The 16296-nt window shown below is 46.3% G+C and carries 15 protein-coding genes; 9 read left to right on the top strand and 6 right to left on the bottom strand.

Features of this window, described 5'->3' with window-relative positions:
• The first annotated feature begins 58 nt into the window (after positions 1-58).
• Both H6F73_RS05615 and H6F73_RS05610 read left to right on the top strand, forming a co-directional pair.
• On the top strand, positions 59-1090 hold the full coding sequence (locus H6F73_RS05615) for a hemerythrin domain-containing protein (protein WP_190757814.1): 1032 nt from the start codon (positions 59-61) through the stop codon (positions 1088-1090).
• A gap of 127 nt (positions 1091-1217) precedes the next feature.
• Positions 1218-1427 (top strand): hypothetical protein, encoded by a 210-nt coding sequence (locus H6F73_RS05610; RefSeq protein ID WP_190757813.1) that lies wholly within the window; start codon positions 1218-1220, stop codon positions 1425-1427.
• Positions 1428-1552: 125 nt separating this feature from the next.
• Here the strand turns inward: H6F73_RS05610 and H6F73_RS05605 are convergent, their stop codons facing one another.
• Together H6F73_RS05605 and H6F73_RS05600 are read right to left on the bottom strand one after the other, a co-directional pair.
• Complete coding sequence (locus tag H6F73_RS05605) at positions 1553-2032, bottom strand: DUF2243 domain-containing protein (RefSeq protein WP_190757812.1); 480 nt, start codon at positions 2030-2032, stop codon at positions 1553-1555.
• Between the two features lie 200 nt (positions 2033-2232).
• The gene (locus tag H6F73_RS05600) at positions 2233-3093 is read right to left on the bottom strand and encodes an SDR family oxidoreductase (protein WP_190757811.1); all 861 of its coding nucleotides are present in this window, start codon (positions 3091-3093) and stop codon (positions 2233-2235) included.
• Between the two features lie 1064 nt (positions 3094-4157).
• On the opposite strand from H6F73_RS05600, the gene H6F73_RS25900 reads away from it, so the two are divergent.
• A complete protein-coding gene (locus H6F73_RS25900) occupies positions 4158-6362 on the top strand; it encodes a Bpu10I family restriction endonuclease (RefSeq protein WP_199330434.1) in 2205 nt (734 codons plus the stop codon).
• Between the two features lie 420 nt (positions 6363-6782).
• On the top strand, positions 6783-7235 hold the full coding sequence (locus H6F73_RS05580; RefSeq protein ID WP_190757810.1) for a GNAT family N-acetyltransferase: 453 nt from the start codon (positions 6783-6785) through the stop codon (positions 7233-7235).
• 100 nt (positions 7236-7335) lie between these two features.
• Here the strand turns inward: H6F73_RS05580 and H6F73_RS05575 are convergent, their stop codons facing one another.
• A complete protein-coding gene (locus H6F73_RS05575) occupies positions 7336-8886 on the bottom strand; it encodes an FAD-dependent oxidoreductase (protein ID WP_190757809.1) in 1551 nt (516 codons plus the stop codon).
• A 57-nt stretch (positions 8887-8943) separates the two neighbouring features.
• Here H6F73_RS05575 and H6F73_RS05570 point away from each other — a divergent pair, with 57 nt between their 5' ends.
• Both H6F73_RS05570 and H6F73_RS05565 read left to right on the top strand, forming a co-directional pair.
• Positions 8944-9099, top strand: a complete 156-nt coding sequence (locus tag H6F73_RS05570) for a hypothetical protein (protein ID WP_190757808.1) — start codon at positions 8944-8946, stop codon at positions 9097-9099.
• Positions 9100-9347: 248 nt separating this feature from the next.
• Positions 9348-9824: a hypothetical protein gene (locus H6F73_RS05565; RefSeq protein WP_190757807.1), complete on the top strand. Its 477-nt coding sequence runs from the start codon at positions 9348-9350 to the stop codon at positions 9822-9824.
• Here H6F73_RS05565 and H6F73_RS05560 read toward each other — a convergent pair.
• On the bottom strand, positions 9821-10309 hold the full coding sequence (locus tag H6F73_RS05560) for a hypothetical protein (RefSeq protein WP_190757806.1): 489 nt from the start codon (positions 10307-10309) through the stop codon (positions 9821-9823). The genes H6F73_RS05565 and H6F73_RS05560 overlap by 4 nt on opposite strands.
• Before the next feature lie 204 nt (positions 10310-10513).
• On the opposite strand from H6F73_RS05560, the gene aroA reads away from it, so the two are divergent.
• The 3 genes from aroA (at position 10514) to H6F73_RS05545 (ending at position 13709) form a co-directional block, all read left to right on the top strand.
• Entirely contained in the window at positions 10514-11863 is a 1350-nt protein-coding gene (aroA, locus tag H6F73_RS05555; protein WP_190757805.1) for a 3-phosphoshikimate 1-carboxyvinyltransferase, read from the top strand.
• Positions 11864-12117: 254 nt separating this feature from the next.
• Positions 12118-13143 (top strand): S-layer homology domain-containing protein, encoded by a 1026-nt coding sequence (locus H6F73_RS05550; protein ID WP_190757804.1) that lies wholly within the window; start codon positions 12118-12120, stop codon positions 13141-13143.
• A 140-nt stretch (positions 13144-13283) separates the two neighbouring features.
• Complete coding sequence (locus tag H6F73_RS05545) at positions 13284-13709, top strand: hypothetical protein (RefSeq protein ID WP_190757803.1); 426 nt, start codon at positions 13284-13286, stop codon at positions 13707-13709.
• A gap of 311 nt (positions 13710-14020) precedes the next feature.
• On the opposite strand, the gene H6F73_RS05540 is transcribed toward H6F73_RS05545, so the two are convergent.
• Together H6F73_RS05540 and H6F73_RS05535 are read right to left on the bottom strand one after the other, a co-directional pair.
• Positions 14021-14467 (bottom strand): CAAD domain-containing protein, encoded by a 447-nt coding sequence (locus tag H6F73_RS05540; RefSeq protein ID WP_190757802.1) that lies wholly within the window; start codon positions 14465-14467, stop codon positions 14021-14023.
• A 313-nt stretch (positions 14468-14780) separates the two neighbouring features.
• On the bottom strand, positions 14781-15788 hold the full coding sequence (locus tag H6F73_RS05535) for a 2-hydroxyacid dehydrogenase (RefSeq protein WP_190757801.1): 1008 nt from the start codon (positions 15786-15788) through the stop codon (positions 14781-14783).
• Positions 15789-16296 lie beyond the last annotated feature (508 nt).

Genomic DNA, 16296 nt, shown 5'->3' with positions numbered 1-16296 from the left:
CTCCAATAAGCTAATAAAAGCATCCGATAACGGAAGTTCAAATAAGAGGAGAACAAGTATGCCAGTGACTCTTGAAGACACCAAGCGTCAAGCAATTGCCACTAAATTGGCAGATATGAAAGCGGTGCAAAACCTGATCATATCCAACGACCAAGCTCTTTTAAATGCTTGTAGCGATCAAGATATTGCCCAGCGCGTGCGGGATATGCTTGAAGATGATCAAAAAAATCTGGGCATTCTTGACACCGTGATTGTTCAGTATGGTGTTAAAGCAGAGCCAAAACAAACAACCCAAGAGTTGATTGAGAAGACTCAGAAACTGATGGAAGGTTCTGAGCTGACTGTTTATGAGAAGTTCTCTCAGCACGAACTGCTCAAGCACGCTCAAACCATGAAAGGGCTGTTAGTTCACAAAGCCGCTCAGGTTGTTGGCGCTGACATTGAAGCCGCTATCACTCCTTTAAATACAGTTAACTTTGAAAACCGCGCTCATCAAGAACAACTCAAAGGAATTTTAGAAATTCTGGGTGTTCGTGAGCTAACCGGCAAAGATCCGGATCAAGGTATTTGGGCACGAGTTCAAGACGCAGTTGCCGCCTTTACAGGTGTCGCCGGCAGCGTTGTTTCTCGCACCGATGATGAGATGAGCATTCGCGATCTCATTCGCATGGATCACACCAAAGTCAACACCCTCTTCATGCAAATTCAAGGGACTGATGATCCTCAAAAGCTGCAAGAATATTTCGGTCAAATTTACAAGGATTTGAGCGCTCACTCTGAAGCCGAAGAGCAAATTGTCTACCCCGCAGTGCGTTCTTACTATCAACAGACGCAAGACTTGTACAACGAGCAAGCTGAAATGAAGCAGATGCTCGAACAAATCAAGTCTTTGAACCCCTCTGCGCCGGACTTCAAGAACAATGTTCAGCGGCTGATGGATGCAGTGATGCACCACGTTCGTCAAGAAGAAACTGAAATGTTCCCGCTAATTCGTGACAACTTCAGCGACGAACAGCAAAAGCAAATGGCTACCGAGTTCAAGACAGCAAAAAGCCAGGTTCAAGACCAATTTGCAGCTTCTAGCAAGTAATCAGAAGCTAACCGATGGTTGAGTTGCTAGTTGACATAATTCGCGGCTCTCTTTAAACAAAACTCTCACCACTAAAGTGGTGGGGGTTTTACAACTGTTTAAAGAAGTTCATTCAAGACAGCTTTCTATGCCTATTTACAGAGCGTTAGAGCGAGTTAGTGAGATGGACAAAGAGTACAAAGATCGACAAACCCAGCGACTAGATGAGACAATTCAGCAGCAAGCTGAGCGAGTTAAACAACAAGGAAGAAAGCTCGCTGAACTGGCTGAGCGAGTTAAACAACAAAGAAAAAAGCTGGCTGAACTGACTGAGCGACTTCAGCGACAGGAACATTGAGTTCGGCAATAGCAAGAAAAAATTTAAACCTTATTAACGAACAGTTAAAGAATGTGTGCCGGCAACACCCAAAAAAAGGAGGCTTTTAAATGCCTCCCTTTTTTATTTCTTTTTTAACAATCACTTTACGCCGTGACATCACTCTGCCGGCGCTGTAATAAAATCCAGCCGGCAGCAACCAGCAGCGCACTAATTACCAGAAATCCCAAATCCCATGCGAGTTGGTTTGGCCCTGATTTGACATGATGGACGCCTAATATTTGGTGGTCGATTAAACCTTCGATCAGATTAAACCCACCGGCACCAATCAGCAAGGCACCTCCGAAAGTGCTAAACGATGCCGGCACCTCACCCTGCTTGCCGGCACGCCACAGCAACCAAATTCCCACGCAGTTAATCAGGTACACCCCCGCATGAAAAAAGCCGTCCCACACCATATTTTCTTTCACATTAGAAAGACTGGTCGGCGGCATCACACTTGTTAACATTTGGTGCCATTGTAAGATTTCGTGCAGCACAATTCCATCAAAAAAGCCGGCTGCACCCATGCCAAGCAGGATGCCGGCTGCTATCAGCGTTCCGCCTACATTTCCTTGTTGATTCATTCAATTTCCTATCAGGCTCGTCGAGCTTACTATATTGACATTTATCTGAATTTAAGATACCAGAAAAGCACCTACAATCGCAGAATTGCCTCACAGAAAAATAAAAACTTAAAGTGATAAGCGGTTAGTTTTTTCCTGTCACTAACCGCTCATCACTCACGACTGTTCACTCTTCACTCTTCACTCCGCCATTAAGCGATTTAGCCATTCACAACTTTGCCGCCGTTGGGGTGCAAAATCTGACCCGACATATAAGAAGAGTCATCCGAGGCTAAAAACACGTAGCTAGGCGCAACTTCTTCTGGCTGACCGGCTCGCTTCATCGGCACTTGCTGACCGAAACTCTCAACTTTTTCTTCTGAGAAAGTAGAGGGAATGAGAGGCGTCCAGATAGGGCCAGGAGCCACGCCATTAACGCGAATACCTTTCTCTACCAACGATTGCGACAGAGAGCGGGTAAAGGCAACAATTGCCCCTTTCGTGGAAGAATAATCAAGCAGTTGCGGGTTTCCTTGATAAGCAGTTACTGACGTTGTGTTGATAATCGCGCTTCCTTCTTTGAGGTGTGGCAGCGCTGCCTTCGTCAGGTAAAACATCGAGAAAATATTCGTGCGGAAGGTGCGTTCTAACTGCTCAGCAGTGATGTCCGTAATACTTTGTTGCGGGTGCTGTTCAGCAGCGTTGTTGACGAGAATATCGAGTTTACCAAAGGTGTCAATCGTCTGTTGCACCGCTTGCTGGCAGAATTTTTCGTCGCCAATGTCGCCGGCAATGGTGAGGCACTCGGTATTATGTTCTTCCACCAGGCGTTTTGTTTCTTGTGCGTCTTCGTCCTCGTTGAGGTAGCCAATGGCGACCTTTGCACCTTCTTTGGCATACATAATCGCCACAGCGCGACCAATACCGCTATCGCCGCCGGTGATCAGTGCGACTTTACCGAGTAATTTGCCGCTGCCTTTGTATTTGGAATCATCGGCTTTGGGTTGCGGCGTCATCTCAGATTCAAGACCTGGCTGCCGGTCTTGATGCTGTGGCGGCTGTTGCTTTTCTTCGACTGGCATATTACTGTCCCTTGGAAATTTTTTGATCTCTACATTAGGAATAAAGCTTTCCTTACCTATCAGCAATCGCTCTTTTTGTAGATCCCTCTCTACGACCAAAGATAGTCATTCTCTAGCCGGTATCAATAATGCTGAGCTTGACTTAGTAATCGAAAATCAATGGATTAATCATTAATAACTGACTTATCTGCGCTGCAAATAGCTGAATGCTGATGTACGGCGGATGTATTAATCGCTACGAGATTGATACACAGTTTAGGATGTGCCGGATGATTAAAACGTATTTGAATGAGGATGCCGGTTGAAAATATTTAGAAAAAGAACAAATGAACTGAAAAGTCATAACTTTGGCAGCAATATGAATGGGGGAAGTAGAACTCAAAAATTCTTGTTATTCTTGAGCTAAAAATTCAGATAAAAGCTGAAAAATTACCCAAAGCTTTTTATGTTGGGAGACAACACCAGCGCAGTGAGTGCCTAATTTTGAGTAGAACCAGCAACCTGATCTTGCACAGCTAGATATGTCCCATTCAGCTGGGATGCCGGTTGTCATGAAACAGAATATAGCGGTTAACCCACTGCACTTAGGTGTCTTCGGTGCGGTCGGCGTAATGCTGGATCTGAATTGCGTCTCGCACTTAATCTAAATGCTTTTTAGAGCGTGGTTCCATCAGCAGTTGAGTCAAAATAATAGACCATGTTCCTGATGATATTCATTTATCTAGCGGTACACATCTGAAGATATGTGAAAATTTTTCGCCAATCTACCTATGTTAGTGTACTATACGGAAGGTTTGTGCTGAGCCAGCCGATTGAGCTACAGAAGCTATCTGCCTATGAGTCTGGTTTCTGGTGATATACGAAAACTTTCAGTCTAAAAAAAGTTATGGTGCTTCACCCCCTGATGTGGCATCAACCCATTAACCCTGGTTAGAGATCCTAATTTTATAAGTAAAAATACGAAAATTCTTTATCTGGGTTCGTAGAAGGCGGCATTAGCCAGAGGTTCAATGAACTTGAAAGGTTGATAGTGGCCTTGCACTTCTTTAGCTGTCCAAGGAAGAATGTTAAACTACACTGAGTCTTACGAGAATAGGTTGAGAAATAAGGAAGGCTGGCAATTGAAGGAATTTGACAAACCCATTCCACAAGAAAGGCTTGACATTATTGAGAAGACCAGATCTAACTTATTTGCTTGGCGTGGTCAGTTTTCGCCACAGCTTATTGAGGTTATATTAAACTCATATTGTCTATCTAACTCAGTTATTCTTGAACCTTTTGCGGGTAGTGGAACAGTTTTGCTAGAGGCTGGCACTCTAGCATTTGAGGCATATGGTTTTGAAATTAACCCGGCTGCCTGGATTCTTAGCAAAACGTATGAATTCATAAACAGTTCTAAAAAAAAAGAAGTCCTCAAAATTATTAGGAACCTAATTGATAGGGAATTTCCCTTTAGGATTTTTGAAAATGGTAGCCAAGTGCCAGATATAACAGAAAAACTAAGAAACATTAGAAGTGAATTAGATGAGGAAGGAACAAAAATATTTGATGCTTTAATAATTCTTCTTGATGTTGCAAACAATAAAATTACTAATGAGTTTATACAGAATAAATTTGCTGATTTAACAAATGTAATTGAAAAGCTTCCATACTCTGAAAAGCAAATTAAAGTAGGTTTATCTGATGCTCGGTCTCTTCCTTTGAAAAACGACCAGATAGATTTTGTTGTGACATCTCCACCTTACATAAACGTATTTAACTATCATCAAAACTATCGTAGATCTGCTGAGCTATTAGGATGGGATCTATTAAAGATAGCCAAGTCAGAAATTGGCTCCAACAGAGCAAATAGAGGAAATCGCTTTTACACGGTAATACAATACTGCCTAGATATGGCTGACACTCTAAGGGAGCTTTCTAGAGTAACTAAACATGGGGGTCGGATCGTGTTTGTTGTGGGGCATGAATCTAATGTTCTTGGAGTACCTTTTTACAATGCTGACATTATTGAGAAAATTGGAATAAGAGCAAATCTATTTCATAGAGCTTTGAGGCAAAAGAGGGAATTCAAAAACAAGTTTGGCAAAGTTATTAGAGAAGATTTAATTAACTTTTTTAACTTAAATAATAATTGCAATAAGGAAACAGCCGAGCAAATTGCGAGAGAAGTGGCATTTGATTTACTGAAAAGTGGTCTTTCCTTAGTTTCCGCAAAAAACTTAAAATCTTTAGAAGATGCAATTGACAAAGTTCAAGATATTGGAAGAACACCAATTTTAGATAAGAGATGGCATATTTATCAATCTCGTCAGTCTGCTCAATTAGCCAGCCCTCAGTATTCACAATCAGTCCAATCTATGCCTGAACTTTCTCGTCCTCATTACACGAAATTAACTGCATGTCTCAGTAACCGTCGGCTACCTGAAGCTGATAAGGAGCGGCTAGAAGAAGCTGTTATAAAGTACCACAACTGGATTGCTGAGTTGGAAGCAATTGAGCGTGGTCAAGCAGATACAGTAGAAAAGTTAGTTAAAGCTACTAACCGATATAAACGTTTTATTGAACTTGACCTAATATTTGATAGCTCAGATAACTTTTTGTATAGGCAGAAGGGTCAGCTAAAACTAGATAATACTATCTTGGAAGAATTTTTACCGCAAGTAGTTTTCCGTAGTTTGCGGGGAATAGATGATTCTTTTGAGTTGGGTCCAAGAAATACGTTTTCTGGACTTAGTTTCCTATCCTCTCTAGGAAATCTTGGTCAAGGTGGTGAACCAAGCATCAGGACTAAAGATCAGGATTTCATACTTGGAAAAAGGTTATATTTAAAGTCATCCTTCGATCCAGAATTTAAAAATTACAAGTTGATTGAGTCACATCTTGGATATGTTTGTGCGGAATGCAAAACAAATTTAGATAAGACTATGTTTCAAGAAGCAGTGGCAACAAGTAGAGATTTAAAAATAGCTGTTCCTGGATCTTTGTACTTTCTGATTTGCGAATTTCTTGATATGACACCAATTTCAATAATTTCAACTCAAATTGATGATGTTTTGATCGTGCGAAAAACTAAACGCCTGTCTTCTAATATTCGACAAGAGTATCGAACACCAGAGGAAAGACAGCTTCATAGACAGGAATATGTAGACTTTTTGGATTCTTCTAGGTACTACCCTGATGTATTTCAAAGGATGATCGATAAGATCCAAGCTCTAATTGACGATACAAGTCCATCAATGGAAAATGTTTTAGACCAGGGGCATTTCTAATACTTTTCGTATTTTTTTTGTAATCCAGTACATCTGAAAGTTAATCCAGCATAACAATCCCGATGCACGTGATCGGCGAGACGTTATCTGTTTGAAGTTCGATGTTATCTGCGGCAGGTGATTGGAAACGTTGGGTTACTTCGCTGACGGGTTGGGGCAGCACGTTGCGCCTATCGAAGCGTTGCTCAACAGGATTGGGAAGATTTTAAGTGTCAAGCGATATCTCTACAATTGGAAATCGAAAAGGCTGCCGGCACAATCTGCAATCGCAGTATTTTATAATACAAAATAGCTAAAACTGAGTGATTTTTTAGGCGGCAAACCATTGAGCGGCGGGCCGTTCAATGGTTTGCCGGTGGGGCTATACCGGCCTCCGTGGCAGGGACAATCCCAGCTTTTTTCTGTAAGGTGAAGGGCAATATGCCGCAAGAACGCATCTCTCCAGTCAATCAGGAAGACTTCCCGCGCGTCGTCGAAGTGTGGGAAGCCTCCGTCCGCGAAACACACCTGTTCCTTTCCGAAGCTGACATCCAGTTCTTCAAGCCGCTGATAAGTAATGAGCTTCCACATATAGCGGATCTGGTTTGCGTGCGTGATGAGGCCGGTCAAGTAGCCGGCTTCGTTGGCGTGGCGGAGGGCAAGGTCGAGATGCTGTTCATCCATCCAATGTGGATGCGCCAGGGGATCGGACGCCAACTGCTAGAGTATGCTGTCAAGAAGCTCGGTGCGACAAAGGTTGATGTGAACGAGCAGAATGAAGAGGCACTAGAGTTCTATAAGCGGATGGGGTTCGAGGTAGAAGGGCGCTCGGAGTTGGATAGCACCGGCAAACCGTTTCCTTTATTGCATATGCGCTTAGGTAAGGTAGCTTAAGGGCGGCGTGCCGACGGAGAGGCTTTAGAACAAATCGATCAAGCGATCACAAAGGCTGCCGGCACAACCTCTAAGCGCAGTATTTTGTAATACAAAACAGCTAAATTTGAGCGATTTTTTTAGGCTGCAAACCATTGATCGGCGGGCCGTTCAGCACTTGGCCTGTGGGACTATACCGGCCTCCGTGGCAAGGACAATCCCAGCTTTTTTCCGTATTGTTCCAATGCACAATGCAGGTGGCGTGGCTGCACACCGGCGAAAGGGCATGAATCGTGCCGGCTTCATCCCGGTAAATGGCTAATTTCTCCCCGTTGACATCAACAATTTTGCCCTCATTCGGTCGCACCTCCGACAACCGGCTGGCATCAGACTTGAACCGATCCGCAATTAAGTGCGTAGCCACATTCAAATTTTCTGTCATCAACCGAGACGCACCGGCAACCGGCACCCGATTGGGATCATACACGTCGCGCCAGGGATTCGGTTTGCCTTGAACCAGATCCGCTAAAAGCATCGCCGCAACCGTCCCGAAGGTAATACCATTGCCCGAATAGCCGGTGGCAATATACAGATGCGAGTGAACACCCGGCTTCCCAATAAACGGCAACCCGTCCACCGGCTCGTATAATTGGGCTGACCATTTGCAATCAATCGAGCTGACTTCATAGCGACCGCGCACATACTCTTCTAAGCGCTGAAAGCACGCCTCAGTATCCACATCCTGGCCGGTTTTGTGGTCTTCACCCCCAACCAGCAAAATTTGGCCGGCACTGTCTGTGTGAGTGCGGGTGTAATGATAGGGTTCTGCCGTGTCCCAAAAGAGTCCCACAGGAATCGGGGAAGTGGGGCCAAAACGCTTTTCTACCAACCGCACGCCCAGTACATAAGAGCGATAGGCGGCGATTTTAGTCGTCATTAACAACAAGTCTGGCAGGTGGAACAAGTCGTGGATCGGAGTGTGGGTGGCGAGAATCACGTTTTGCGCTTTGACGCTGCCCCGGTCGGTGTAAACTCGGCAAGGCACGTCGTCGGTGATATCGGTAACGCGAGTGCGCTCAAAAATGTGGCAGCCATCGCCCTCAATGGCACCGGCAAGTGCGTGGAGATATTCCATCGGGTGGAACTGAGCTTGATTGGGAAATAAGATGCCGGCGTGGAGTGGGAACGGCAGGGGAACGTCTGTGGTTAAGCTGGCAGTGACACCCAGGTTATTGGCGGCTTGCACTTCTTCTTGAAGATACTCAATCTCTTCCCGTGATTCGGTGTAGAGATATCCGGGAACGCGCTGGAAGTGGCAGGCGATTTGCCCTTGTGCCACAAAACCGGCAATTAATTCAATGGCAGCGCGGCGAGATTGGGCGACTAAGCGGGTATTTTCTTTTCCGAAATTAGAAATCAGCGTTTGATAACCGGCATCCGGGACTTCGCTGAGGTGAGCAGTCGTTGAGCCGGTGGTGCCGTGGCCAATTTTAAAGGCTTCAATAACGGCCACTTTCAAACCGGCACGTTTAAGCAGAAGCGCCGTTGTTAAGCCGGTGATGCCGGCACCCACAATTGTCACATCCACTGAAATATCTGTAATCAGTTGGGGAAAATGTGTCTCGGCAGTCGTCTTGCGCCAAAAAGATAGCGGTTGGTTTGGTAATGTCATGTTATACAGTCTCCAACTACAGCCTTGAGTTAATTACACCGCAGTGTTATTGAAGAAATGCCCCCACACCTTGCCCCACCCGAATTGGATTTGAACACCGTTGCCGGCTGGGGCGATCCCCTCTTTTGGCATAACCTATCTGCCGTGGATTGGCATCTGCTACTAGAGAGAGAAGAATTTAGCTGTCAGCGATTTCAACGATTTAATTACTAATAGTCAGCTTGAACGATTTGCAGAGCACCCCAAGGTTTGTAAATTTATATACATCGAGTACGGAGCTTTTCCGATTTCCCGATTCCCCTGTTCTTTTCTCCCCTTCGTCTTTACCTGATCCCCGCCCATTCCCCTGGCTTTACTTGCGCTTGGTTGGTTGATATGATTTTGGCTTTACCAGGGCTGCTAATTGCTGTACTTCATTCTAAAGCGTCAGTTTCATTCACCAATTCGCTAGGAGCGCATTAATGCACTTGCTGTCTAAATCTTCCTTAATTTCTGTTAGCGCTGCTGTTGTTGTATTGGTTGCTGGCTGCGGCAATAACAAAGTAGCCGAATGCAATACACTCATTGAGGCTATCAACAAAGGGCACGGTCTGGTAACAAACTTTAAAGGCAATGATGCGGCGGCTGCAAATAAGCTGGCGGAGGATCTCGATAAAATAACCAAAGAACTGGAAACCGTCAAGTTAAAAGACGAAAAACTCAAAGGATTTCAGAGCCGCTTTTCCCAAATTTATCAGGATCTCGGCAAGGCATTTCGCACCACGGGTAAAGCTTTGGGGACTGCTAGCGCCGCGCAGCCTACCCAAGCCGGTGTACAACAAGTGCAAAAAGCCAAAACAGAAGTAGAAGCCGCCGGCAAAGCCGCAGAACAAGCCGCTCAGAAAGCAGATGTGCTAGCAACGGAAATCAACAGCTACTGCGGCGGCAAGAGCAATTAGTGATGGATATCCAAATTTAAAATGTAGCGACCGAGCTGCACTTTTTCTGCCCATAGCTCGTATTCTAAACGAACGTGTTCTGGTAAAGGTTTACCGATTAATGTCAAGTTTCGGGTGAAGTTACGCAGACGCATTTGGCTATTGGCTCCTAACGAGTCGCTTTGGAGCCAGTAGCGACTGATTCCATACATCCCACGTTCCCAGAGATGGCGATAACTAAATTGACCATTGCCCTGCATCGTCATAATCACTCGATAAGGTGAGATTTCTAACCACAACAACCGCGAGGTTTTTGCCGGCAAGGTGGCAACCTCTGGCGCTACAGTGACAGGATCTCGGTCAGAAATAACGGGTTCGCTTAACAGTAAATGAAACCGCTCGCGATCTTTTTGATAAAGCGTGGCGGCTGTTTCCACCACAGACCAAAAAGGTAAGTCTGTGGACACCACCGATAGGCAGACGGGTTTGCGATGATGCGTCAGCATAGCAGGTGAAGAGTTGTGAGGAATGAGTTGTGAGGTTTGATTTTAGCAATTCGAGATCGGCGATTGGGGGCGCTGCCGTGCCGTGTCCCTAGGGCTGACGGCTGAGGGATGAGGGCTGCCGGCTAACAACTAATAACAGAGAAGCCCCAGTTGGGCTAAGAAAACGGTAGGATTACTAGCGCCGTCCTTCATCAGTCTATCCCAATGGCAACCTCTATCGTGATCGTGGAAACCCCCGAATCCCAACAGTTGCTTATTCAAAAAGCGAACGCCAGTTTATCCCTCCAAGGTAGTATCCGGGTGCCGGGGGATAAGTCTATCTCTCACCGCGCTTTAATGTTAGGTGCAATCGCGCAAGGAGAAACCACCGTAGAGGGGCTGCTTTTGGGAGAAGATCCCCGCAGTACAGCGAGCTGTTTCCGGGCTTTAGGGGCAGAGATTTCTGAACTCAACACTGAGCGGGTGCGGGTGCAAGGTGCCGGCATTGGCCGGCTACTCGAACCGGCTAATATACTCGATGCCGGCAATTCTGGTACGACGATTCGCTTAATGTTGGGCTTATTAGCCGGCCACCCCGGTCAATTTTTTACCGTCACGGGCGATGCTTCTTTGCGATCCCGTCCAATGTCTCGCGTGGTTAAGCCGCTGCGCCAGATGGGTGCCCAAATTTGGGGACGCCAAGATGGCAACCTCGCACCCTTGGCCATCCAAGGCCAGCATTTACGACCGATTCACTACCATTCGCCCATTGCTTCAGCTCAGGTTAAATCTTGTATCTTACTCGCCGGCTTAATGACAGAGGGCGAAACAACGGTGACAGAGCCGGCCCTCTCGCGCGATCACAGTGAGCGAATGCTACGGGCATTTGGGGCACAACTAAGCATCGATCCCGAAACCCACAGTGTCACGATTACCGGGCCGGCTCAACTGCATGGTCAACCTGTGATTGTGCCGGGAGATATTAGTTCAGCAGCGTTTTGGCTGGTTGCCGGCTCGATTGTGCCAGATTCAGATTTAGTCATCGAAAATGTCGGCGTCAACCCGACGCGCACCGGCATTCTGGAAGCGTTGGCAATGATGGAGGCGGATATTGAGTTGCAAAATCAGCGGGAAGTTGCCGGTGAGCCGGTAGCCGATCTGCGAGTGCGTTACCGGCAGCTCAAAGCCTGTGAAATTGCCGGCGATCTGATTCCGCGTTTAATTGATGAAATTCCAATTTTGGCCGTAGCAGCGGCATTTGCTCAGGGCACAACCGTGATTCGAGATGCGGCGGAGTTGCGCGTCAAAGAAAGTGACCGGCTGGCAGTCATGGCGCATCAGCTTAACCGACTCGGTGCTCGCGTTACAGAATTGCCCGACGGGTTGGAAATTACCGGCGGCACACCCCTTACCGGCGCTGAGGTAGACAGCCATGATGATCACCGGGTGGCGATGAGTTTGGCAATTGCCGGTCTTAATGCTGCCGGCACCACCACCATCAATCGTGCTGAGGCGGCAGCCATCTCCTACCCAAACTTCACCGCTACGCTGCAACAGATCTGTCGTGAGGGATAGGGGCGAGGGGGCGAGTGGGTGAGTCTTCTTCTAGGATTTATTAACCATGCCCCATCGCACCGGCACAGCTACAGACGTGGTGAATTACCACAAACGATCCAAGGCTTGTGGTAATTCAGTACAACAAAAGCCCAATGCTCCTCATCCCTAGACGTGAGACGGTTGATCGCTTAAAGTCTAAGGAATACTGAGGCGCACCTCAGCGACAGTCTCTAGTCTGAATTGTAAGGTTATTAGCTAAGTGAGTGTTTGCGATGAGCAATTTACCTCCTTCCGATCCCCGGTCTCCGCGAGATAATCCTCTAGGGTTTGATGAGCTAATTGCGATTGTTGTGACTTTTTCCACCATTGGCACCATTCTCTTGGTGTCTTTGATGCGAGACGATCCCAAGTTTTTTGAGCAATTTCCGACTCAGTCTCCGTCCCCATCTCCGCAGTTGCAAGTCGATCCAACCAGGGAGACGGAAGAGGTGCCACAACCGGCTGGGCGTCAGTCTAGCTTGTCTGAACCACCGGCTCCTAAGCCTGTTGCAGTGCCGGCAACTCCCGTACCGGCAGCCATAGTGGCAATCCCTACTCCCCAAAAGTTAGCCCCAACGGCAAAGCCGAAGCCGGGGGCAAAACCTGAAAAATCGGCTGCCTCGCCGTCGAGTTCTCTGCCGGTTAAAACGCTGCCGGTGATGGCTTCTGTTGATTCGGACATTTTTCGGGATGTTCCAAAAGCCTTTTGGGCGCGTCCTTTTGTCAACTCTATCGCCCAGCGTGGGATTGTTGCTGGCTTTGTCGATAATACCTATCGCCCCACGAAGCCGGTGACGCGGGCTGAATTTGCTGCCATTGTCTCCAAAACATTCAAAGCCAAATCAACTCGCCCTGCCGCTAAATTTACGGATGTGCCCTCTAATCACTGGGCTGCCTCAAAGATTGAACAAGCGACACGCAGCGGATTTTTGAGCGCGGAACCGCCACTGCTGAAGCCCTACCAACCGATGACGCGTGTAGATGTCTTGGTTTCTTTGGCGAATGGCTTGGGGCTAAAGCCGAAATCTGACCCCGCTAAAATTTTGAAGGTTTATCAAGACGCGGATAAAATTCCCAAAAATGCGCGGGCGAAGGTAGCGGCGGCAACTGAAATGGGCCTTGTGTTCAGAAATCCTAATGCCAAGCTTCTCAATCCCACTCAAAATGCCAGCCGTGCTGATATTGCAGATGTGATTTATAAAGCCTTGGTAATCGACGGGCAGGCGGAAAAGAAACCGCCTAAAAAGCCGGCTAAGTAGTGAAGTCTTGGCCACTGTTGGCGAACTCTCAAGCATAAATAAAGGACTTTTATCTTTGGGTTTCTGCTGGCTGATAGCTTATTGCTTAGCTGGGAATACTAAAGAAAAGTTTTAATTTATGCAATTGGTTTTCCTTACAGATGTGGCGAAAGCTCAAAAATTTCTTTATCAGTGTCAGCACCTATACTGACCTGAGTCCAGATGTTCAATTGAGGCAGCAGGTCAATACAGCATTACGCCATCGTCCTGCCCTGACGTTGGATGAGTGGTTTGAATTTTATTGGCAAACTTATGGCGTTTCTAAGCCGGTGGTTGCCTTTGTTTACACTCATCTAGAAAAATACTCTGGGGTGAAAATGTCCAGGGTACAACCGAAGGATCATTTAGAGCGAGACTTACAGATCACGCTTGTGTGTTGCTTTGACTGGCATCTGACTTTGTATGACGATTTTTTCTCTTGTTTTGGGGTGGATATCAGCGAGGAATTTGAGATATATAACCTGACGACGATAGAGGAATTTGTCAAGTTTCTCAATGCTCAACTCCTGGCTGTCAAGCCGGCTTAGAGGGCTAGCCGGTATTCATTTTAGCGCTGAACCTTAGCTGCTATTTCCTTAGCCGCAATCAAAAGGAATGGGAAGATGCAGAGACAAATTAGTAGGCCGGCCATTCACAGGAATCGCACAAAATAAAATTATTTAACTGAATTAAAAGTATCAAATATAATTTGATTAAAATACTTTTAAAAAACTTTATTGCTGAATTTTAAATTATCTTTATTATTCATTTCAGAAATAAGCATTCACAAAGAAAAAGGTAAAAGGCAAAAGAATTTTTTCTTCTCCCTTTTACCTTTTATCGTTTCTTAGGGCTTCGGCTAATTGCTACCGAGGACTTGATCTTTGAGGTTTTTTACTTCCTCAGATAACTCTTGGCGATTTGCCGCACGCAGCAAGAAGCGGTTAACAAACCAAGCTGTGTAGCCAAGACCAATTAACTCAAAGGTTGGTGCCAGCAACGGAATATCGTTAATGGCATCGAGCACAGCCAGGGTCACTTTGATTGTGACTAAAGTGGCGACGATTAAGCCAATGCTAACAATCGGTCTTTGGTTGGCTGCAAAAAAGCCGGCCACATAATTGGGCAGTTCAGAGATAATTTGGACAACTTGATCTCTAATTTGCTGCCACTGATCTCCCATTCCATTTCCATCTGAAGAGTTAACCGTTGCGAGGACACCGGCTTCTTCGACTTTTACCTCGATTCTGGGCAGATCGGTGTCAGTCACTACGTCGGAGGTGTATTGTTGGTTTTCAGGATTCATAAGGATACCGTGGGAATAACAATGTAGTCAGTGCTGGATGATAGTAGACTCTTACCAGCAGTTGAACAGTAGCAGTGTGATTAAGACTGCCTATCCTGACGCTACAGGAATACTCCCGCAGGGCGTCTACAAGAAGGATAGCTTTGTTAGGGTTGGAACTTAATCGGCTTTGAGGTAGTTTTTTAACCCAAAGTCGGCTCAATTTCCCTAAACTGAGTCTCAAGCACATCTGTGCCAGTTGCACCGCTATAATGAGCCGAAGCGGTGGATTCCGTCAAGATAAGTTGAGGCATAAGGGTAAAGTTTTCTCTGCTTAGGGTCTTAACCGATCAACTGAAACCGCATTTGGGCAAGGACGCGCTGCTTCAAAGTCTGTGATGTTAGCGATGGTGGTGTCGGCGATATTTTTTAAGGCAGTTTCGGTGAAAAATGCCTGATGCCCGGTGATCAGGACGTTGGGAAATGTCAGCAAGCGTTGAAATACGTCGTCCTGAATGACGAGATTTGATAAATCTTCAAAGAACAAGTTGGCTTCTTGTTCGTAAACATCTAAGGCGAGGTAGCCGATTTTACCGGCTTTAAGAGATTCAATGGCGGCTTCTGTATCAATCAGCGCCCCCCGGCTGGTGTTGACAATCATCACACCGGCTTTCATCTGGCTGATGGCTTCGGCGTTGATCAGATGGTAAGTTTCTGGCATCAGCGGGCAGTGCAGGGTGATGATATCAGAACCGGCAAATAATTCGGGCAGCGAAACATAGCGCATTCCGAGTTTTTCGCATTCTGGGTTGGGTGTGACATCATATCCCAGCAGTTTTGTGCCAAAGCCGTGCAGAATCCTGGCAACAATCTCGCCAATTTTACCAGTGCCGGCGATGCCAACGGTTCGCCCGTGTAGATCGAAGCCTAATAAACCATCGAGGGAAAAGTTTCCTTCTCGCACACGGTTATAGGCGCGGTGAATCTTGCGGTTGAGGGTTAGAATTAGCCCAACGGCGTGTTCTGCAACGGCATAGGGTGAGTAAGCTGGGACGCGCAACACGGTGATCCCGCACTCGTTAGCCGCCGCGAGATCCACGTTATTGAAGCCGGTACAGCGCAGGGCAATTAGACGAATTCCCCCTTTAGCAAGTTGTTGAATCGTTGGCGCGTCCAACTGGTCGTGAACGAAGACGCAAACTGATTGACACTCGCCGGCTAAAATGCTTGTTGTCAAATTTAAGCGCGGTTCAAAATAGACCAGCTCATGTCCGTGACCCACGTTGGCGGCTTCCAAAAACGTGCGATCATAGGATTTGGTGCTGAAAACAGCCACTTTCATCCGTTTTTTCCCTACAACAAAACTGGCTAAATTGTATCCGAGCAAAAAGTCAATAACGCTGCTTTACATTTAATTCGCATAGCCGCTTGATCGAATCCCCCCAAGGGAAGATTTGAAGTCGGCACGTTGATTGACTTATTTGCCGGCATATCGACAAAATTGATCGCAAGTAACGTCACACAGTTGGCTGACAAACAATTTTGCACACTTTGATTGCTTGTTCCTCACCCTTTGGAAATGGGCCTTAATAGTTTCCTGTAATATTTAACACACTTTCCCAGGACAAGTAACACAGTTTCCTGAATAGGAACATCGTTCTTTAGAGTAATTTGCGGTTTGAGCCTGAAGACAGATCGCGCTGTTATGAAGGTTCGTTAACATCGAAACTGGAAGCACATTAAGTTTTTGTTGCGTTAATACGGAAATTTTGCAGACAGCTTAACCCTTGGGCTGCCGCCTTATCAGAATTTACAGTTAAAAAATCTATCAATTAGTGGGAAACGCTCAC

This window comes from Microcoleus sp. FACHB-68, assembly GCF_014695715.1.
Taxonomy (GTDB): domain Bacteria; phylum Cyanobacteriota; class Cyanobacteriia; order Cyanobacteriales; family Oscillatoriaceae; genus FACHB-68.
This window is presented reverse-complemented; position numbering and strand designations above follow the sequence as displayed.